We start from the raw sequence: 19634 nt of genomic DNA on the forward strand, positions 1-19634 counted from the left end.
AGCGACTGGTGTCGACGTGGTGCGTGCAGCCGCATGGCGGAGGAGGGAGCGAGGCATGGTGAACGTCTCAGGTGCCCCGGCACCTCCCGACGGAGCGGGTGGAAAGTCTGGGTTCCGGGCCAACCAAGCTGAGAATGGGCGTAGTTGATCGATTCGACTCTTGACGTGGAGCCCCGCATACCGCTTTGCTGTGGCGCGTCCGAATCTGCACCCACCTCGTACGTGTTTGCGCCAGGCCCGTACCGTGCTCGTACTCGTGCCGTAAAGGAAGCCAGCGGTGTCGCCGCCCCCGCCTCACCTGGGCCGCTCCCGAAGACGGGGCGGGCGCTCCGGCCATCCCTTCGACGGGGCTCTCGACGACACCGAACTCATCGACGTAAGAGGACAGTTCACCCAGGGGCGGTGGACCAGGGCCCGATCCCTGCTGGTCGCAACCGGCCATGACTGGGACCGCCGTGGCCACCGCGTCGTCTCTCTCGCCGAGACCCCGTCCGCCGCCGGATGGGCCCAGGACTGGCTGCTCGCCGAACCCGAGAGCGCCGATGCCGCGACCCTGCTGGCCTTGGCCACCGTGGTCCGCGCCCTGCACGGCAAGGACACCCCCGAAGCGGCCCGCGAGGCCTGTCTGCGTGCCGCCGGGCTGGCCCCCGACGATCCCACGCCGTGGCTGGGCCAGCTGATGCTGGCCCGTGGCCACGGCGCCCAGGAGGAGGCGGGGAAGCACTTCGACGAAGTGCGCCTGCGCCACCCCGAGCACCACCACGCGCACCATCTGATGACGGCCCTGCTCGCCGAGAACCATTCCGACAGCGGCCAGGACCCGCTGCACGAGGTGTACGACTTCGCCGCCTGGGCCGCCGAACGGGCCCCCGCCGACTCGCCGCTCGCCGTCCTCCCGGTCGTCGCGCACGCCGAGCGTTACCGCGTCCTGGTCGCCGCAGGCAGCGAGTCCGACGACCCGGTGGGCTGCGGGCACTGGTCCGGGCGGCGGGCCCGGCAGGTGATGAAGGCCGCCTTCGACTGGTGGCTGGAGTGGGAGCGTGAGGACCATCCGCGCAACCGTGCCGACCTCAACTTCCTGGCCCACGCAAAGGTGTGCGAGGGCCGGTCCGCGGAGGCCGCCGCCCTCTTCCAGCGCATCGGCCACCATGCCACGCCGGCACCCTGGTCGTACTCCGGCCGGGACCCGTACCGGACCTTCCTCGCGGCACGCGGCGCCGCACTCGGAATCCCGTGACCGCCCACCGCCGCGGCCGCGCCACCCCCCTTTGTGCACCTCCCCGCATTTCTCCTCAACGAAGGGACCACCCCCGCCATGTCGACGGGCAGTTCAAGAACGAGCGAGACCGGCACCACCGCGGTGACGAGCGGCACGGGCGGTATCAGCACCTACAAGGGTGAGGAGCGGGCCCTGCGGGCGGACCGGCTCGGCACTCCGGGACTGCTTCTCTCGGTCCTCGCCGCCAGCGCCCCTCTGATGGTCGTCGCCGGGGTGATGCCCACCGTCTTCGGCGTGATGGGCATCGTCGGCCAGCCGCTGCTGTACGTCATCCTCGGCATCGTCCTGATGCTGTTCAGCGTCGGTTACGCGGAGATGAGCCGGCACGTCCACAACGCCGGTGCCTTCTACGCGTACATCGCCCGAGGGCTCGGCCCGACCGCGGGCGCCGGTGCGTCACTTGTCGCACTGGTCGCGTACAGCGCCATGCAGGTCGGTATCTACGGCATCCTCGGCTTCGAGGTCTCCGGCCTGTTCTCCACCTATCTGGAGATCGAACTCGCCTGGTGGATTCCGGCAGTTGTCGCCGTTGTGATCGTCGGTGTGCTCGGCTGGCTGAAGATCGACCTCAACGCCAAGGTCCTCGGCGTCCTGCTGGTCGTCGAGTGCGCCCTCGTCGTGATCTTCGACATCGCCGCCGTCTCCAAGCCGGGACCGGAGGGTCTGTCGCTGCACGCCTTCAACCCGGACACCCTCACCGGCGCCGGACTCGGCACCGCGCTCTGCTTCTGCATCGCCGCGTTCGTCGGGTTCGAACAGGCGCCGGTGTACGCAGAGGAGACCAGCCGCCCGCAGATCGTCGTCTCCCGGGTGATGTTCCTCGCCGTCGGTTACGCCGCCCTGTTCCTCGCGATCGGCTCCTGGGCGCTGACTGTCGCCGCGGGCCCCGGCTTCATCGCCGACACCTCGCTGAAGGAGGGCCCCGGGATGCTGTTCGGTCTCACCGAGGACCGGCTCGGCACCACCTTCACCGACGTGCTGCACGTCCTCTTCGTCACCGGCATGTTCGCGGCGCTGCTCAGCTTCCACAACGTCGTCGCCCGGTACGCGTTCGCGATGGGCCGGGAGAACCTGCTGCCCGCGGCGTTCGGCCGGACCAACAAGTCCAGCGGCGCCCCGGCCACCGGCTCGCTGCTCCAGTCCGTCGTCTCCCTGGTCATCGTGCTGGCCTTTGCGTTCACGGACGACAAGCCGGTCGGCGACCCGACCGCCCCGGTGCTGCACCTGTTCACCTGGATGGGCAACGTCGGCGCGCTCGGCGTCATCGTGCTGATGGCCGCCGCCTCCTTCGCCGTGATCGCCTTCTTCGTCAAGCGCGGCGCCGGCCGGGCGCAGTTGTGGCGGCTGGTCGCCTCCGGTCTGGCCGGTGCGGCGCTGGTGGCCATTGCCGTCTTCACGGTCCGGGACTTCGACGTACTCGTCGGATCCGGTCCAGGCTCGGTGCTCAACTGGCTGCTGCCCGGAGTCGTCGTCGCCGCGCTCGTCATCGGCCTGGTGTACGGGGTGGTGCTGCGCTCGACGAAGCCGGCGGTGCACGCCAGGATCGGCCTGGGCAACGAGGCGTTCCAGTTGGAGAAGGCGGCGGAAAGCGGCGCGGTCCACCACTGAGAGCCTGTCGGGTGACCTCCGACCGGGCGGCCACGCCCTGGCACGCACGCTTCCCGCGTTGTCGTCAGTCACCAACTCCCCCATAGCCTTGAAGGCATGGGGGAACCCCCTTCGCGTTGACTCCCTCCTCCGCCTTGGAATCGCACGCACCAGACCGCGTCCGCTATCCGATCAGAGGTCACCCGACAGGCTCTGAGGCCCGTCGCCCTGCGGAGGTGTGACGACACCCGCGGCCCTGGTGACATGCGGCCGCGGGTGCTCGAACGGGCGGGTGAACCGTCGCCCTCCCGATGCCGCAGGCGCACCCGGAGGCACGCCGTGGTAAGCGCGCCGGGTCGGTCGAGCGGCATCGGGCTCGGGCCGGACACCCGCTGTGGGGGAATCCGCCGAGAGGCCGGAAGGACGGTCCGGCGAGTCGCCGGGCGACTCGCCGGACCTGCCCTAGAGGACCAGCGACAGCAGCAGGATGAAGGCGAGCGAGACCACGGAGATGATGGTCTCCATCACCGACCAGGTCTTCACCGTCTGGCCGACGCTCATCCCGAAGTACTCCTTCACCAGCCAGAAACCGGCGTCGTTGACGTGGCTGAAGAAGAGCGATCCCGCACCGACGGCGAGGACCAGCAGCGCAGCGTGCGACGTCGACATGTCGGCGGCGAGCGGGGCGACCAGACCGGCCGCCGAGATCGTGGCCACGGTCGCCGAGCCGGTCGCGAGCCGGATCGCGACGGCGATCAGCCAGCCCAGCAGCAGCGCCGGGATCGACCAGTCCTTGGAGAAGTCCAGGATCATCTGGCCCACACCGGCATCGATGAGGGTCTGCTTGAAGCCACCGCCCGCACCGACGATCAGCAGCACGCCCGCGATCGGAGCGAGGGACTTCTCGACGGTGACGGAGAGCCGGCCCTTGCTGAATCCGGCTGCCCGGCCCAGCGTGAACATTCCGACTATGACGGCCGCGAGGAGCGCGATCAGCGGCGAGCCGATCACATCGGTGACCCGCTGGACGTGGTTGTCCGGGTTGTCCACGACGATGTCGACGAGGGCCTTGGCCAGCATCAGCACGACGGGCAGCAGGATGGTCGCCAGCGTGGCGCCGAAGCTGGGGCGACGCTCCAGGTCCTCCGACGGACGCTGCGGGATCATCTTCTCGGGCGCCTTGATGTCCACCCAGCGCGCGGCGTAACGGGAGAAGACGGGGCCGGCGATGATCACGGTCGGGATGGCGACCAGGACACCGAGCGCCAGCGTGACACCGAGGTTGGCGCCGAGGGCGTCGATCGCCACCAACGGGCCGGGGTGCGGGGGGATCAGCCCGTGCATCACGGAGAGACCGGCCAGCGCCGGGATACCGATCCGCATCAGGGAGTAGTTGCCGCGCTTGGCGACAAGCAGCACGACCGGGATCAGCAGCACGATGCCGACCTCGAAGAAGAGCGGCAGGCCGATGATCGAGGCGATGAGGACCATCGCCCACGGCATGGCGCGCCCGCCCGCCTTCGCGAGAATCGTGTCGACGATCTGGTCGGCGCCGCCGGAGTCGGCGAGCAGCTTGCCCAGGATGGCGCCGAGCGCGATCAGGACACCGACGCCTGCGACGGTCGAGCCGAGACCGGTGGTGAAGCTGGCGATCGTCTTGGCTGGCGCGGCGCCGGCGAAGGAGCCGAGGGCCAGCGAGCCGATGGTCAGCGCGAGGAACGCGTGCAACTTGAACTTGGTGATCAGCAGAACGATGACGGCGATGCCGGCCAGGACGGCAATGCCCAACTGTGCGTTGCCTGCCGAAGTGATCGGTTCGACGGCGTCCGCTGCCAACATCTCGACGCTGAGACTGGTCACGGTGGGGATCCTTAGTCTTCGAGCCGGCGCAGCGCGGCGACGGCTCGCTGGGTGATTTCTTCGGGGGTGCCGGACACATCGACGGAGACACCGGCCTCGTCCTCCTGCAGCGGCTGCAGGGTGGCGAACTGCGAGTCGAGCAGCGCGGTCGGCATGAAGTGGCCCTTGCGGTCCGCCATGCGCTCCTGGATGAGGGCCCGGTCGCCGGTCAGGTGGAGGAAGACGGCACCGGGGGCCTCGGCGCGCAGCCGGTCGCGGTAGACCCGCTTGAGCGCCGAGCTGCTGACGACGCCGCCGAGCCCGGCCCGGTCGTGAGCCCACTGCCCGATCGCATCGAGCCAGGGCCACCGGTCGGAGTCGTCCAGTGGGGTGCCGGCCGACATCTTGGCGATGTTCGCCGCGGGATGGAAGTCGTCGCCCTCGGCGTACGGAACGCCGAGTTCGGCGGCGAGCAGGGGGCCGATCGTGGTCTTGCCGGTCCCTGCCACGCCCATCACCACGACTACGTGGGGGGTGCTCATTGGTGGTGCCTCGCTGTCTCCGTCGATGTCGTCCTCGACACCGGTCCGTCGCGCTACTGAAACCTATACGTACGACTTATTCAAGATTCTGTGACGTAAAAGTCGTACTTTTTGTTCGAGGAGGGTGCCCCGTAGGCTTTGCTCATGACCACACAGGGCCCCGGGCTGCATACACACGTGCTGGACACCCTGGGTCTGGAGATCGCCGCGGGGGAATGTCCGCCGGGCCGGGTGCTGCGCACCGACGAGCTGGCCCAGCGCTTCGACGTCTCGCGCACGGTGGTCCGCGAGGTGATCCGGGTCCTCGAATCCATGCACCTGGTCGAGTCCCGGCGCCGGGTCGGCGTGACCGTACAGCCGACCGAGGCGTGGAACGTCTACGATCCGCAGGTCATCCGGTGGCGACTGGCCGGCACCGACCGGCCGCGCCAGCTGCGCTCCTTGACCGTCCTGCGCTCGGCGATCGAACCGGTCGCGGCCGGGCTCGCCGCCCGGCACGCCACGCCGGAGCAGTGCGCCGCCCTCACCGAGTGCGCACTCGGCATGGTCGCGACCTCACGCGGCCAGCAGCTGGAGGGATACCTGGAGCACGACATCGCGTTCCACCGGATCGTGCTCAACGCCTCCGGCAACGAGATGTTCGCGCGGCTCGGGGACGTCGTCGCGGAGGTGCTGGCGGGACGCACCCATCACCAGGTGATGTTCGAGGATCCGGACCCGGCGGCGGTCACGCTCCACGTACGGCTCGCGGAAGCGGTGCGGGAGGGCGACGTCGCGGAGGCGGAGCGGCTGACGAAGGAGATCGCGGTGGGCGCCCTGCACGAACTGGACGTGCTCGCCCCCTGAGACCGCGGGCACGCGCCGTTCGGGGACCCGCCCCGGAGCCGCGGGCCGGGGCCCGGACGCGTCGGTCAGTGCCCGGACTTCACATGCTGCAGCCGGCCGGCGGCTGACGCGAGCACCATCTCCAGCGCCGCCGTATACCCGCTCCGGCTCATCTCCGCCACCAGGACCGGGGCGATCGCCGCGATGTTCGGATGCTCGGCGGCCGGCAGTCGTGCGTACGTCTCCTGCCAGGCCTCGACCTCCAGTGTGCGGGCCCGTTCCGACAGCACCAGCGTCGACGCGTCCATGGCGGCGAACGACAGCGTCAGGTCCACGAACACGTGGTAGATCCGCGCCGCCTCCCCGTCCGGGAATCCCGCCCCGCGCAGGAGCCCGAGGATGGCCTCCACGGCCTGGATCTCATGCGTACGGCCGGTGACCCGCGCACACGTCAGCATCGCCGCCTGTGGATGCGCCAGGCAGTTGGCGTGCATGCGAAGCCCCAGGTCGCGCAGGTCGGCCCGCCAGTCCCCGGTGGCCCGCCAGTCGCGCAGGGTGTGGCCGATCAGCTCGTCGGCCACCGCCAGCAGCAGCTCGTCCGTGTCCCGGAAGTACCGGTAGACCGCACTCGGGTCGCAGCCCAGCGCCGCGCCCAGCCGGCGCACGGTGAGCGCCGCCGCCCCGTGCTCGCCGATCAGCCGCAGCGCCGTCTCGATGATCAGCTGCTCCGACAGCACCGTGCCCTGTTTGGTGGGACGCCTGCGGCGCCGTGCGCTCTCCGGCACCACCCGCTCGCTCGCGCTCATGCGGGCACCTTATGACAACGGTGTTGACGCGCGAAACCCCCGAGGCGTTCGATGTTCCGCCAGCGGGGCCGAAAAGCGCCCCTCGGCGAAGGAGTCACCTTGACGGTCTCACCCACCCCCTACGGCAGCGACCCACCAGCCGCCTCGACCCTCAAGAAGAGCCTCGGCGTCGTCGACGGAATCGCCATCGCCGCCTCCTCCACCGCCGCGACCACCAGCATCGGCATCGGCCTGGGCGTCACCGCCGGCGCCGTCGGCCTGCACCTGCCGATCATCATGCTGCTGGGGTTCCTGCCCATCCTCGGCATTGCGGGCGCCTACTCCCGGCTCAATCGGGTCGAGCCCAACATGGGCAGCGGCTATGTCTGGGTCGGCCGCTCACTGAGCCCCTGGCTCGGCTTCCTCGTCGGCTGGATCGGCATCGTCTCCACGGTCGTCTTCCTCTCGTACACCACGACCGTCACCGGCTCCGCACTGCTCCAACTCGCAAGCGAGGGCGGGCTGCACCGGCTCGCCGGGCTCCGCCTCGACCCGGGCTCCACCGCCCAGTCGACCGTCCTCGGCATCGTCGTCCTCATCGCCGTCACCGTCACCGCGATCATCGGCACCAGGTCCGCTGCCAACCTGCAGAAGTACCTCCTCGTCTTCGAGTACGCCGTGCTGCTCGGGTTCTGCGGATACGGACTGGCCGTCGGATCGCACCCGTTCAGCCTGGACTGGATCAACCCGTTCACCATCCCCTCCGGACAGCAGCTCGCCCAGGGGCTTCTTCTCTCGGTCTTCTGCTACTGGGGGTTCGAGTCGTCGTTCAGTGTCAACGAGGAGGTCCGCGACCCGCAGGATGCCTCCAGGGCCGGACTCATCACTCTGGTCACCATGCTTGGCCTCTTCCTCCTCGGCTCCTTCGCCTTCCAGCGTGTCCTCTCGCTGGACGAGCTGACCGGACACGGTGCCCAGGGACTCACCTACTTCGGCGACCGGCTCGCCGCCCAGCCGCTCGCCGCACTCCCGTTGATCGCCCTCACCTTCTCCGCCATCGCCTCGCTCCAGTCCGGCGTGATTCCCACGGTGCGCGGCATGTTCGCGATGAGCCGGGACCGCACCCTCGGACCGGTCTGGACCAAGGTCAGCCCGCGGTACGGCACGCCGGTGGCCGGAACCATCGCGATCGGCTGCATCGCCGCCGCCGTCGCCGTCCTGTCCCTGGTCATTCCGAAGGTCGGCGACCTCATCCTGGCCTCCGTCAACGCGATCGGTGTCGTCGTCTCGCTGTACTACGCGCTCACCGCACTGGCTGCTGCCGCGCGCTTCCGCGGGGCGCTGCGCGAGAGCTGGACCGAGGCCCTGCGGGCCGTGGTGATCCCGGTGCTCAGTGCCGTCGCGCTGCTCGGCCTCGGCGGCTACCTCTGCTGGACCTTCTACACCTCCGCCGACCACTTCGAGATCAACCCGGACAACGGCTGGTTCATGCTGTTCTGCCCGGCGGTCATGCTGCTGACCGGTGTGGGTGCGGCGGCCTGGGCCAAGTGGGTAAGGAAGTCCCCATACTTCACCACCGGCCGCTCCCTCGCGGCCACCGAACCGGCAGTCGTCGAACCGGCAGTCGTCGAAATGGCCTGACCCCCGTACTCCTGCCACTCTCGCGCCCCGCACGGCCCTCACCGAAACGGAACAACCCATGCACCACGCCCCCGCCGATCTCGTCCTCACCGGCGGCCCGGTCCTCACCATGGACGCCGCGCGCAGCCGCGCCACCACCGTCGCCGTCACCGGCGACCGCATCACCGCCGTCGGCCACGACGAGGTGCGCGAACTGATCGGCCCCGGAACCGAAGTCGTCGACCTCGCCGGCCGGCTGCTCGTCCCCGGCTTCCAGGACGCGCACGTCCACCCCGTCTCGGCCGGTCTCGAGCTCGCCCAGTGCAACCTCACCGACACCCGTACGGCGACGGACACGCTCGCCGCCGTGCGGGCGTACGCCGACAGCCACCCCGACCAGGAGTGGATCACCGGCGGCGGCTGGTCCATGGAGGCCTTCGACGGCGGCAGCCCGACCAGGGACCAGCTCGACACCGTCGTACCCGACCGGCCCGTCTTCCTGGTCAACCGCGACCACCACGGCGCCTGGGCCAACACCCGCGCCCTGACGCTCGCCGGCGTCACCCGGGACACCCCGGACCCCGCCGACGGCCGCATCGAGCGCGACGACCGGGGCGAGCCCACCGGACTCCTCCAGGAGGGCGCCATGGACCTGGTTGCCCGCCACACCCCGCACTCCACCCCTGCCGACCGGCTCGCCGGCCTGCTCCGTGCCCAGCGCCTGCTCCACTCGTACGGGATCACCGCGTGGCAGGACGCCATCGTCGGTGCCTACGGTTCGATGGACGACGTGTCCGACGCCTATCTGACCGCCGCCCGGGACGGCTCGCTCACTGCCCGGGTCGTCGGCGCCCTGTGGTGGGACCGCGAACGCGGCGCCGAGCAGATCCCCGAACTCGTCGCCAGGCGGAAGGAGCTGACCTTCGGACGGTTCCGCGCCGGTTCGGTGAAGATCATGCAGGACGGGGTCGCCGAAACCGGCACCGCCGCCCTGCTCACCCCGTACCTCGACGCCTGCGGCTGCGCCACCGCCAACAGCGGCACCAGCTTCGTCGACCCCGTCGAACTGCGCCGGTATGTAACCGAACTGGACGCACTCGGCTTCCAGACGCACTTCCACGCCCTCGGCGACCGCGCCGTGCGCGAGGCACTCGACGCCGTCGAGGCCGCCCGTGCCGCCAACGGCCGTACCGACACCCGCCCCCACCTCGCCCACCTCCAGATCGTCCACCCCGACGACATCGCCCGGTTCCGGGAGCTCGGCGCCACCGCCAACATCCAGCCGCTCTGGGCCGCCCACGAACCGCAGATGGACGAGCTGACCATCCCCTTCCTGGGCGATGAACGGGCCGCGCTGCAGTATCCGTTCGGCGCACTGCTCCGCTCCGGCGCGACCGTCGCGGCCGGCAGCGACTGGCCGGTCAGCAGTGCCGACCCGCTGCACGGCATCCACACCGCGGTCAACCGGATCGCACCGGACGGCGAGGGGCCGGTCTTCCTGCCGGGGGAGCGCATCGGACTCACGGCCGCCATCGCCGCGTACACAGCAGGTTCGGCCTATGTGAACCACCTGGACGACACCGGCTCGCTGCGTGCCGGGACCCTCGCCGACATGGTGGTCCTCGACCGCGACCCGTACGCGGGCCCGCCCGAGGAGATCGGCGCCACCCGCGTCCTCCAGACGTACGTCGGAGGGCGCCGGGTCCACGACACGGAGGCCTGACCCGCCGGGAGGCGGCCCCCGGAGCCTCCGCCGGGGGCCGCCTCCCGCGCACCACCGTGCCGCCGCTGCCGGGACACCCACGACCGCGTACGGTTGTTCGTGTTCGATCTTCGAATATCGGTCGAACATCAGAAAAGCCGGGACCGTCACGACAAGGGAGACCACGGTATGGCGCAGCAGGTGCAAGGGGTCATCGCACCGGGAAAGAACGAGCCGGTACGGGTCGAGACGATCGTGATCCCGGACCCCGGTCCCGGTGAGGCCGTGGTGAAGATCCAGACGTGTGGCGTCTGCCACACCGACCTGCACTACAAGCAGGGCGGCATCAACGACGACTTCCCGTTCCTGCTCGGCCACGAGGCCGCGGGCATCGTGGAGTCCGTCGGCGAGGGGGTCACGGACGTCGAGCCCGGCGACTTCGTCGTCCTCAACTGGCGTGCGGTCTGCGGGCAGTGCCGGGCGTGTCGGCGCGGCCGCCCCTGGTACTGCTTCAACACGCACAACGCCAAGCAGAAGATGACGCTGCTGGACGGCACCGAGCTGTCGCCCGCGCTCGGCATCGGAGCGTTCGCGGAGAAGACCCTGGTCGCCGCGGGCCAGTGCACCAAGGTCGACCCCGAGGTCTCCCCGGCCGCCGCCGGGCTGCTCGGCTGCGGCGTCATGGCGGGCATCGGGGCCGCGATCAACACCGGCGAGGTCGGCCGTGGCGACTCGGTCGCCGTCATCGGCTGCGGCGGCGTCGGCGACGCGGCCGTCATGGGCGCCCGGCTGGCCGGCGCCGCGAGGATCATCGCGGTGGACATCGACGACCGCAAGCTGGAGACGGCGAAGAAGATGGGTGCCACGCACACCGTCAACTCCCGTACCGCCGACCCGGTCGAGGCGATCCGCGCCCTGACCGGTGGCAACGGCGCCGATGTCGTCATCGAGGCCGTCGGCCGCCCGGAGACGTACAAGCAGGCGTTCTACGCCCGCGACCTCGCCGGCACGGTCGTCCTGGTCGGCGTCCCAACCCCGGAGATGCAGCTCGAACTGCCGCTGCTCGACGTGTTCGGCCGCGGCGGCTCACTCAAGTCGTCCTGGTACGGCGACTGCCTGCCCTCGCGCGACTTCCCGATGCTCATCGACCTGCACCAGCAGGGCCGGATCGACCTCGGTGCGTTCGTCACGGAGACCATCGGGCTCGGCGAGGTCGAGCAGGCATTCACCCGGATGCACGAGGGCGACGTGCTGCGCTCGGTGGTGGTGTTCTGATGACGGCCCGCATCGACCACCTCGTCACCTCCGGCACCTTCGCCCTCGACGGCGGCGAGTGGGACGTCGACAACAACGTCTGGATCATCGGCGACGACACCGAGGCGATCGTCATCGACGCCGCCCATGATCCGGTCGCCATCGAGGACGCGCTCGGCGGCCGCACGCTGCGCGCCATCGTCTGCACGCACGCCCACAACGACCACATCGACGCGGCCCCGGCCCTCGCCGACGCCACGGGTGCGCCGATCCTGCTGCACCCCGACGACCTGCCGCTGTGGAAGCAGACCCACCCGGACCGCACGCCCGACGCCGAACTGGCTGAGGGCCAGGAGCTGCAGATCGCCGGGACCACACTCCAGGTCCTGCACACGCCCGGTCATGCCCCGGGCGCGGTCTGCCTGTACGCCCCCGCGCTGTCCACCGTCTTCACCGGGGACACGCTCTTCCAGGGCGGGCCCGGTGCCACCGGGCGGTCGTTCTCGCACTTCCCGACGATCGTCGCGTCGATCAGGGACCGGCTGCTCGCACTGCCGGCGGACACCACCGTCCGTACCGGACACGGCGACTCCACCACGATCGGCGCCGAGGCGCCGCACCTCGACGAGTGGATCGCCCGCGGTCACTGACAGCAGGGGATCACCGGTCCGGCCACGCGGAGAGCCGCAGCCCGCTCTCGAAGCGGCGCGGCACGCCCGTGACCGGATCGGTGAATTCCAGCACCCGGGCAAGGAGCTGCAGCGGACGCGTCCAGTCGTCCGCCGCCCCCTCCGGTTCGACCACCGGATAGACCGGATCATGGACGAGCGGCAGGCCCAGACTGTTCATATGAACCCGGAGCTGGTGAGTGCGCCCGGTGGCGGGCAGCAACCGGTAGCGGCCCAGCCCCGCCCGGTGCTCCAGCAGCTCGATCCAGCTCTCGCTGTTCGCCTCGCCCGGCTCCTCCCGGGCCGCGATCCCCCCGCGCTCCTTGACGATGCGGCTGCGTACGGTGCGCGGGAAGGTCTGCGCCGGGTCGTACGGTGCCACCGCCTCGTACTCCTTGCGCACCCGCTTGTCGCGGAACAGCGTCTGGTACGCGCCCCGGTCCTCGGGCCGTACGACGAAGAGCACCAGGCCCGCCGTCAGCCGGTCCAGCCGGTGCGCGGGCTGCAACGACGGCAGATCCAGTTCACGGCGGAGCCGGGCCACCGCTGTCTCGGTGATGTGCCGGCCGCGCGGTGTCGTGGCGAGGAAGTGCGGCTTGTCGGCGACGACGAGATGCGCGTCGCGATACACGACACCGACGGGGAACGGCACCGGTTCCTCGGGCGCGAAGTCCCGGTGGAACCAGAGATAACGGCCCGCCGTGTACGGCTCGTCAGGCGCCACGGGCCCCTGTACCGAGACGAACCTGCCCTCGGCGAGCATGGCGTCCACCCGGTCCGCCCCGATCGCACCGCCGAACCGCGCCAGCAGATGGTCACGGACCGTCGCCCACTCCCCGCCCGGATCCTCAGGGAGCCGTACCCGCACCGGGTCGATCCCGTCCCGCTGCGGCAGGGGCGCCGACGGAGGCTTCGCCCGGCCCCTCATCGCGAGGTCCCGGCCGGTGCGTCGGCGCCCGGGGCGCGGCAGCTGCTGACGGTGCTCGTGGTCATGATGCCGGTCATCCTGTCACAGCGTCGGCGCAGCTCACCGACGGTGTCGGACCGCACGCCCCGGAGCGCGGAGCGACCGAGTGCGCCGCGCCGGTCCGCGACAGCCTGCGCGCCCAACACCTCGTCCCCGCAGACGTGTTGCACCGGCCGGCACCGGTTCCCGGTCCGGCGGCCACCGGACCGGGAAGGAGCCGTACCTCACCCCACGGGTGAGAACACGAACGAGAACTCCGTCTCGGTCGCGTCGAGCCGGTACTCCGGCAGCACCCCAGGCCCGCACGACTGCGACCCGATGCCCTGCAGCGCGTGATCCAGGTGGACCCAGACGGTCTCCCCGGGCACCAGATCCGGCCCGTGCCCCGCGGCGTCCAGTTGCTCGCTCGTCCACCGCCGTGCGGAGAACCAGAACGGCGCGCCGCTCTCGGCGCGCACCCCGGCACCGTCGTCGTCCGTCAGCTCCGCCCAGCGGACATCGGCCCGGGCGCCGTTCTCCTGCGGCCGGACGTACGGGGTCTGCATCGCGTCGACGGACATCTCCCACCGCCCGAGCATCGAGGCGGCCCGGGTGTCCGGGTACGCCTCGCCGGGCCCGCCGCCGAACCACCGCGCCCTGCCGTACGCGGCAGGCAGCCCGAACCGGATCCCGAGCCGGGGCAGCGGCACCAGCCACTCGCCCTCGGGCGTCACGGACACGGTGAGTCCGAGCCGTTCCCCGTCGGCGGTCCACCGGTACTCCGTACGCAGCCCCGTATCCACCCCGGCAGGCGCCACCCGTGTCCGCACAGTCAGCGAGTCCTCGCCCACCTCCACGGCGTCGATCCGGTGACGCATCCGGTGCAGCCCCAACTCCCGCCACCGCAGCCCGTACCGCTCGTCCGGCTGCCAGGCCGCACCGTTGTCGTTGTCGGTGGGCGCCCGCCACACATCGAGCCGCGGCGCCTCCACCGGTACCTCCCCGAGCCGGACCAACGCCCCGGTCGCCGCGTCGAAGACGCCGCACCCGAGGATGATCACCCCGTCAGCCGCCTCCGGTCGCGAGCCCACCGCGGTCGCAGCCGGCACCACCGCCCCGACCGCCTGCTGCCCCCAGGCCACCACATGCCCGCGTCCGGCCCACGCGGCGTCCTCGGCGAGCACCGCCCGCACGGTCCACACGCCCTCGCCGCCCTCCGGGAGTGCCACCTCGGCGTGGGCTCCGGGCGCCAGGCCGGGCACGGTGAGCGGGCCCGATGCGCGCAGCTCCCCGTCCACTTCGTGCGACCAGACGAACTCCAGGTGGCCGAGGTCCGCGAAGTCGTACCCATTGACGATCCGGACGGTTCCCGCGGACGCCCCGGCCTCGATCCGTACCGGCTCGATGACCTTCTTGTACTCGATCAGCCCGGGGGAGGGCGTGCGGTCCGGGAAGATGAGTCCGTCGCAGACGAAGTTGCCGTCGTGCAACTCCTCGCCGAAGTCCCCGCCGTAGGCGAAGCCGTGCTCGGGGTGGGCGAATCCGTGGTCGATCCACTCCCAGACGAACCCGCCCTGGCAGCGCTCGTACTGCTCGAAGAGCCGCTGGTACTCACTCAGTCCACCGGGGCCGTTGCCCATTGCGTGCCCGTACTCGCACATGATGAACGGCATCGCGCGCCGCCGGGTGTCCAGCGCCGGGTCGCCCCACGGGTCCTCGGCCCGCTTCCCGATCAACTCGACCTCGGCGTGGGTCGGATACATCCGCGAGTACAGGTCGACGTCCTTGCAGGAGAGATCGCCCTCGTAGTGCACCAGCCGGTCCGGATCGCGGTCCTTGACCCACTCGGCCATCGCCGTGAGCCCGCGCCCCGACCCGCACTCGTTGCCGAGCGACCAGATGATCACCGAGGGGTGGTTCTTGTCGCGCTCCACCATGCGTGCGGCCCGGTCGAGCAGTGCCGGGGTCCACTGTTCGTCGTCGACCGGGTTGTTGCGCCACTCCAGGTCGACAAAGCCATGTGTCTCCAGATCGCACTCGTCGATCACCCAGAGTCCGAGCTCGTCGCAGAGATCCAGGAACGCCGGGTGCGGCGGGTAGTGGCTGGTCCGTACGGCATTGATGTTGTGCCGCTTCATCAGCACCAGATCGCGCCGCATCGTGTCCGCGTCCACGGTCCGCCCGGTCGTGGGGTGGAACTCGTGCCGGTTCACCCCGCGGAAGAGCAGCCGCCGGCCGTTGACCTTGATGAGCCCGTCCTCGACGGCGACGGTACGGAATCCGATCCGCAGCGGTATCCGCTCACCGGCCGTCACCAGCTCGCCGTCGTAGAGCCGGGGCGTCTCGGCGGTCCACGGCTCGACCGGCACGGTCACCGCCTCGCCCGTTGCGATATCGACCCCCAGCCCGGGCACCAGGACCCGCCCCTCGGCGCCGTCGCACTCCACTCGCAGCGTCCCGGTCCCGGCGCGGTGGTCGTAGCCGGCGTGCACGAAGAAGTCCCGGGGCGCGCCGTCCGGCCGGTGCAGCAGCGTGACGTCCCGGAAGATCCCCGGCAGCCACCACTGGTCCTGGTCCTCCAGATAGCTCCCGGACGACCACTGGTGCACCCGCACGGCCAGTACGTTCCCCTCAGCCCGCACGACCCCGCCGACCGCGAACTCGTGCGGCAGCCGGGACCCCTTGAAATCCCCCAGTTCCTCGCCGTTGAGCCAGACCCTGGCGGCGGACTCCACCCCGTCGAACCGCAGCACACACTCGCCGCCCTCCGGCCACCCGGCCGGCAGATCGAAGGCCAGCAGATGGTCCCCGGTCGGATTCTCGGTCGGCACGAGCGGCGGATCGACAGGGAAGGGGTAGATGACGTTGGTGTACGCGGGAGCTCCGCCGGCTCCCTGCAGCACCCAGTGCCCGGGCACCGCGACCGTTCCCCAGCCGGACGCGTCGAACCCGGACTGCGCGAACGAGGCGTCCTCGGCGGAAGCGGTCGGTGAGAGCCGGAACCGCCACTCCCCGTTCAACGACATCTGCCCGGCGTCCGACCCCGCGTACCACGACCGGGGCGGCAGCCCGCCTGATCCGGGGGACACGTCCATGTACCAAGGGAGGGGGTGCGTACGCGTACGGCTCATGATTCTCCTTAGACCGGTCGGCACATGGGGGCGGCGTCGCGGGGCCGGGTGCGCACATCTGCGGTGTTGTCGTCAGTCAGCAACGCTCCGCGTTGCCTCGCTCCTCCGCCTTGCAGCTGCACGTACCCAGCCCCGCTCCTTCTCCCACCCCCGTGTGCCGACCGGTCCAAGACCGACCGGCACATGGGGGGCGGCGTCGGCGCCGGATGAGCGCCGGCCACGCCACGCTCATGGCGGCAGGTGTCGCCGGGCGCGGTCAGCGCTCGCGTGCGGGGCCCCCGCGCCGGCTGTTGCTGCGCCGGATCGCCGGCTGGGCCTTCAGCCCGCCGGACGCATTCGGCCCATTGGCGCCGTGACCGGTTTGACGCGTTGATGCCCGGCCAACACAGTCGATATGTGCGACCCGACGTCCCCACCACGACCTGCGCCCGCGTACGCCCGGTCCGATCTTCGGCCGTCGGCAGACACTACGGGAAGGCAGTGACGGCCGAGAGCCGGGGCGAGGCGGGGGCCCTGCCGTCCCGCGCGCCCGATACCCCCGGCCTCGGGGAGCCGCGCGGACACGGGCATCGGGACGGGACCAACCACGCGGCTGGCAGCGATGGTCGTTGACCTCGTCGTCATCGGTACGGCCATCACGCTCGGGCCCCTGCACAACAGCGCCTTCATTCTGCTGCTGACCGCCGACAGAGGGGTACGCAGGGGGCTCGTGTTCATCCTGTCGTGGCTCGCCGGCCTCCTGATGGTGATCGCCGCCGTGATCCTGCTGACCGGCGGCACGCCCCCGGCGCGCCAGAGCGTTCCGTCGACTGCGGCGCTCGCGGGCAAGCTGGCCCTGGGCCTGGGGCTCGTCGCGTACGGCGAACGCAAGCGGCGCCGTCCACGCCGCCCCCGCCACGCACCCAAGTGGATGGAGAGACCGGATCGCGTGTCCGGATGGACGGCGGCCGGACTGGCGATCCTGTTGCAGCCCTGGGCCATGGTCGGTGCCGGAGCCGCCACGGCGGTGGACGCGAATTTCTCCTCGATCGCGACCACGCTGGCCCTGACGGGGTTCTGCGTCCTGGCCACCTCCAGCCTGCTGGCGATGGAGCTGTACACCACCTTCTCGCCCGTTGCGGCAGAGGCCAAGCTGCGGGGGCTGCGTGACTGGCTCGACACCCATCAGGACCAGGCGGTCGTGTCACTGTCTCTTCTGCTGGGGCTGTGGCTGGTCGCCGACAGCATCTACCAGCTCGTCAAGTGAGGACGGCAGCCCCGGACCGACCGCCATCACCGATGGGGACGGGAGCGCCGGCGCCGGGCGCCACACCAAAAAGCGGATGCGGGCCGAGGTGATCCTCGACCCGCATCCGCTCCATCTCCCGTGAAGGGAGACCTTCTGGTGTCCGAGGGGGGACTTGAACCCCCACGCCCGATAAAGGGCACTAGCACCTCAAGCTAGCGCGTCTGCCATTCCGCCACCCGGACTAGGTGTCTGTCTCGCGGGCCGTGCCCGTTCCGACGTGGAAAACAATAGCAAACATTCGGGGGTGCTCGATCACGCCCCTGGCCGCGTGAACGGCGCGTGACAGGGGACAGGCGCCCTTGGGCGTGCGGGCCGGACGCGGGAGGATGTGGGGGAGCACCAGGGCGAGAGTGGAAGGAAGCAGCGTGAGCAAGACGAACAAGGCCGGCGGCCCGTCCGGCGAGGACGAGGTCGTGGACCTCTGCCGTGAGCTGATCCGGATCGACACCAGCAACTACGGAGACCACTCCGGCCCGGGTGAGCGGGCGGCCGCCGAGTACGTCGCGGAGAAGCTCGCCGAGGTCGGGCTCGAACCGAAGATCTTCGAATCCCACAAGGGTCGCGCCTCGACCGTGGCCCGGATCGAGGGCGAGGACCCGTCCAGGCCCGCGCTGCTCATCCACGGGCACACCGACGTCGTCCCGGCCAACGCCCAGGACTGGACGCACCACCCGTTCTCGGGCGAGGTCGCGGACGGTTGTGTATGGGGACGCGGCGCCGTCGACATGAAGGACATGGACGCCATGACCCTCGCGGTCGTCCGTGACCGGATGCGCAGCGGCCGCAAGCCCCCGCGCGACATCGTGCTGGCCTTCCTCGCCGACGAGGAGGCCGGTGGTACGTACGGTGCGCGGTATCTCGTCGACAAGCACCCGGACCTCTTCGACGGCGTGACCGAGGCGATCGGCGAGGTCGGCGGCTTCTCCTTCACGGTCAACGAGAAGCTGCGGCTCTATCTGGTGGAGACGGCGGAGAAGGGCATCCACTGGATGCGGCTCACCGTGGACGGCACCGCCGGGCACGGCTCGATGACCAACGGCGACAACGCGATCACCGAGCTCTGCGAGGCGGTCGGGAGGCTCGGCCGGCACAAGTGGCCGGTCAGGGTCACCAAGACCGTACGGTCCTTCCTCGACGAACTGTCCGACGCGCTCGGCACCTCCCTCGACCCGGAGGACATGGACGCCACGCTCGCCAAGCTGGGCGGCATCGCCAAGATGATCGGCGCCACCCTCCGCAACTCCGCCGCCCCCACCATGCTCGGCGCCGGCTACAAGGTGAACGTGATCCCCGGCCAGGCCGTCGCCCATGTCGACGGCCGTTTCCTGCCCGGCTTCGAGGACGAGTTCCTGGCCGACCTGGACCGGATACTCGGCCCGCGGGTCAAGCGCGAGGACGTGCACAGCGACAAGGCGCTGGAGACCGGCTTCGACGGCTCCCTGGTGGACGCGATGCAGGTCGCGCTGAAGGCGGAGGACCCGATCGCCCGCGCCGTCCCGTACATGCTTTCCGGTGGCACGGATGCCAAGTCCTTCGCCGACCTCGGTATCCGCTGCTTCGGGTTCGCCCCGCTGAAGCTGCCGCCGGAGCTCGATTTCGCGGGCATGTTCCACGGTGTCGACGAGCGGGTACCGGTCGACGGCCTGCAGTTCGGTGCGCGGGTGCTCGACCGTTTCATCGATAACTGCTGAATTACCGCGCCCTGTTCCGCTGGTAATCGCCAGCGTGTACGTACGTGACCGGAACGAGTGAAAGGGGTCATCGCCTCGTAGCCCGGCTACTTATTCCTCGTTACAGGTGATGCGGTCCGCGGCTGGGACCGCATTGCCAACTAGGAGGAATAATGATCAAGAAGATCGTCGCCGCTGCGGCAGTCACCGGTGGTCTGGTCATCGCGGGTGCGGGTATGGCCGCCGCCGACTCGGGCGCCCAGGGTGCCGCGGCCGGCAGCCCCGGTGTGATCTCGGGCAACACCATCCAGGTTCCCGTGCACGTGCCGGTGAACCTGTGCGGCAACACGGTCTCCGTGATCGGGCTGCTGAACCCTGCCTTCAGCAACTACTGCGCCAACTCGTGACGTTGTGCGTCAACCCGTAACGGTTTGAGCCCGGTCGGCCCCGGAGCGCGCGCCATGCGCTCCGGGGCCGCTGGGTATTCCCCCTCCGCAC

General features: G+C 70.5%; 15 protein-coding genes and 1 tRNA gene. 10 read left to right on the forward strand and 6 right to left on the reverse strand.

What is annotated here, in order from left to right; all coding sequences use genetic code 11:
* Positions 1 to 277: 277 nt before the first annotated feature.
* Both ACNPQM_RS14575 and ACNPQM_RS14580 read left to right on the forward strand, forming a co-directional pair.
* Entirely contained in the window at positions 278 to 1237 is a 960-nt protein-coding gene (locus ACNPQM_RS14575) for a hypothetical protein (RefSeq protein WP_418084306.1), read from the forward strand.
* A 78-nt stretch (positions 1238 to 1315) separates the two neighbouring features.
* Complete coding sequence (locus ACNPQM_RS14580; RefSeq protein WP_358858087.1) at positions 1316 to 2887, forward strand: APC family permease; 1572 nt, start codon at positions 1316 to 1318, stop codon at positions 2885 to 2887.
* A 441-nt stretch (positions 2888 to 3328) separates the two neighbouring features.
* Here the strand turns inward: ACNPQM_RS14580 and ACNPQM_RS14585 are convergent, their stop codons facing one another.
* Positions 3329 to 4726: a GntP family permease gene (locus ACNPQM_RS14585; protein ID WP_418084307.1), complete on the reverse strand. Its 1398-nt coding sequence runs from the start codon at positions 4724 to 4726 to the stop codon at positions 3329 to 3331.
* Between the two features lie 11 nt (positions 4727 to 4737).
* Entirely contained in the window at positions 4738 to 5247 is a 510-nt protein-coding gene (locus ACNPQM_RS14590; RefSeq protein WP_418084308.1) for a gluconokinase, read from the reverse strand.
* 144 nt (positions 5248 to 5391) lie between these two features.
* On the opposite strand from ACNPQM_RS14590, the gene ACNPQM_RS14595 reads away from it, so the two are divergent.
* Positions 5392 to 6093 (forward strand): FadR/GntR family transcriptional regulator, encoded by a 702-nt coding sequence (locus tag ACNPQM_RS14595; protein ID WP_358858084.1) that lies wholly within the window; start codon positions 5392 to 5394, stop codon positions 6091 to 6093.
* Positions 6094 to 6158: 65 nt separating this feature from the next.
* Here ACNPQM_RS14595 and ACNPQM_RS14600 read toward each other — a convergent pair whose 3' ends face one another.
* Entirely contained in the window at positions 6159 to 6878 is a 720-nt protein-coding gene (locus ACNPQM_RS14600) for a TetR/AcrR family transcriptional regulator (protein WP_418084309.1), read from the reverse strand.
* Positions 6879 to 6977: 99 nt separating this feature from the next.
* On the opposite strand from ACNPQM_RS14600, the gene ACNPQM_RS14605 reads away from it, so the two are divergent.
* The 4 genes from ACNPQM_RS14605 to ACNPQM_RS14620 all read left to right on the forward strand — a co-directional run bounded on the left by ACNPQM_RS14605 (position 6978) and on the right by ACNPQM_RS14620 (position 12083).
* Complete coding sequence (locus ACNPQM_RS14605; RefSeq protein ID WP_358858082.1) at positions 6978 to 8498, forward strand: APC family permease; 1521 nt, start codon at positions 6978 to 6980, stop codon at positions 8496 to 8498.
* Positions 8499 to 8556: 58 nt separating this feature from the next.
* Positions 8557 to 10200, forward strand: coding sequence for an amidohydrolase (locus ACNPQM_RS14610; protein ID WP_418084310.1), 1644 nt, complete (start codon positions 8557 to 8559; stop codon positions 10198 to 10200).
* Positions 10201 to 10368: 168 nt separating this feature from the next.
* Positions 10369 to 11454: an S-(hydroxymethyl)mycothiol dehydrogenase gene (locus ACNPQM_RS14615; RefSeq protein ID WP_418084311.1), complete on the forward strand. Its 1086-nt coding sequence runs from the start codon at positions 10369 to 10371 to the stop codon at positions 11452 to 11454.
* Positions 11454 to 12083 (forward strand): MBL fold metallo-hydrolase, encoded by a 630-nt coding sequence (locus ACNPQM_RS14620; RefSeq protein WP_418084312.1) that lies wholly within the window; start codon positions 11454 to 11456, stop codon positions 12081 to 12083. Before ACNPQM_RS14615 ends, ACNPQM_RS14620 begins: the two co-directional genes overlap by 1 nt.
* Positions 12084 to 12093: 10 nt before the next feature.
* Here ACNPQM_RS14620 and ACNPQM_RS14625 read toward each other — a convergent pair whose 3' ends face one another.
* Complete coding sequence (locus ACNPQM_RS14625; protein ID WP_418084313.1) at positions 12094 to 13029, reverse strand: pseudouridine synthase; 936 nt, start codon at positions 13027 to 13029, stop codon at positions 12094 to 12096.
* A 263-nt stretch (positions 13030 to 13292) separates the two neighbouring features.
* On the reverse strand, positions 13293 to 16178 hold the full coding sequence (locus ACNPQM_RS14630; RefSeq protein WP_418084314.1) for a glycoside hydrolase family 2 TIM barrel-domain containing protein: 2886 nt from the start codon (positions 16176 to 16178) through the stop codon (positions 13293 to 13295).
* A gap of 601 nt (positions 16179 to 16779) precedes the next feature.
* Between ACNPQM_RS14630 and ACNPQM_RS14635 the strand changes: the two genes are divergently transcribed.
* Positions 16780 to 17424 carry a GAP family protein gene (locus ACNPQM_RS14635; RefSeq protein WP_418084315.1) on the forward strand — a complete coding sequence of 215 codons (645 nt, stop codon included), beginning with the start codon at positions 16780 to 16782 and terminating at the stop codon, positions 17422 to 17424.
* Between the two features lie 136 nt (positions 17425 to 17560).
* Here the strand turns inward: ACNPQM_RS14635 and ACNPQM_RS14640 are convergent.
* Positions 17561 to 17648, reverse strand: a tRNA-Leu gene (locus tag ACNPQM_RS14640).
* 144 nt (positions 17649 to 17792) lie between these two features.
* Here ACNPQM_RS14640 and ACNPQM_RS14645 point away from each other — a divergent pair.
* Positions 17793 to 19157, forward strand: a complete 1365-nt coding sequence (locus ACNPQM_RS14645; protein ID WP_418084316.1) for a M20/M25/M40 family metallo-hydrolase — start codon at positions 17793 to 17795, stop codon at positions 19155 to 19157.
* A 152-nt stretch (positions 19158 to 19309) separates the two neighbouring features.
* On the forward strand, positions 19310 to 19543 hold the full coding sequence (locus ACNPQM_RS14650; protein WP_418084317.1) for a chaplin: 234 nt from the start codon (positions 19310 to 19312) through the stop codon (positions 19541 to 19543).
* Positions 19544 to 19634: the final 91 nt, after the last annotated feature.

Origin of the sequence: Streptomyces sp. NPDC056231 (assembly GCF_048270745.1) — a bacterium.
Taxonomy (GTDB): domain Bacteria; phylum Actinomycetota; class Actinomycetes; order Streptomycetales; family Streptomycetaceae; genus Streptomyces.

What these genes read in the sequence shown, in the direction of transcription:
- ACNPQM_RS14580 (WP_358858087.1), top strand. Translation starts at nt 1,316, where the DNA reads ATGTCGACGGGCAGTTCAAGAACGAGCGAGACCGGCACCACCGCGGTG.
- ACNPQM_RS14590 (WP_418084308.1), bottom strand. Translation starts at nt 5,247, where the DNA reads ATGAGCACCCCCCACGTAGTCGTGGTGATGGGCGTGGCAGGGACCGGC.
- ACNPQM_RS14595 (WP_358858084.1), top strand. Translation starts at nt 5,392, where the DNA reads ATGACCACACAGGGCCCCGGGCTGCATACACACGTGCTGGACACCCTG.
- ACNPQM_RS14600 (WP_418084309.1), bottom strand. Translation starts at nt 6,878, where the DNA reads ATGAGCGCGAGCGAGCGGGTGGTGCCGGAGAGCGCACGGCGCCGCAGG.
- ACNPQM_RS14610 (WP_418084310.1), top strand. Translation starts at nt 8,557, where the DNA reads ATGCACCACGCCCCCGCCGATCTCGTCCTCACCGGCGGCCCGGTCCTC.
- ACNPQM_RS14615 (WP_418084311.1), top strand. Translation starts at nt 10,369, where the DNA reads ATGGCGCAGCAGGTGCAAGGGGTCATCGCACCGGGAAAGAACGAGCCG.
- ACNPQM_RS14620 (WP_418084312.1), top strand. Translation starts at nt 11,454, where the DNA reads ATGACGGCCCGCATCGACCACCTCGTCACCTCCGGCACCTTCGCCCTC.
- ACNPQM_RS14625 (WP_418084313.1), bottom strand. Translation starts at nt 13,029, where the DNA reads ATGAGGGGCCGGGCGAAGCCTCCGTCGGCGCCCCTGCCGCAGCGGGAC.
- ACNPQM_RS14630 (WP_418084314.1), bottom strand. Translation starts at nt 16,178, where the DNA reads ATGAGCCGTACGCGTACGCACCCCCTCCCTTGGTACATGGACGTGTCC.
- ACNPQM_RS14635 (WP_418084315.1), top strand. Translation starts at nt 16,780, where the DNA reads ATGGTCGTTGACCTCGTCGTCATCGGTACGGCCATCACGCTCGGGCCC.
- ACNPQM_RS14645 (WP_418084316.1), top strand. Translation starts at nt 17,793, where the DNA reads ATGTGGGGGAGCACCAGGGCGAGAGTGGAAGGAAGCAGCGTGAGCAAG.
- ACNPQM_RS14650 (WP_418084317.1), top strand. Translation starts at nt 19,310, where the DNA reads ATGATCAAGAAGATCGTCGCCGCTGCGGCAGTCACCGGTGGTCTGGTC.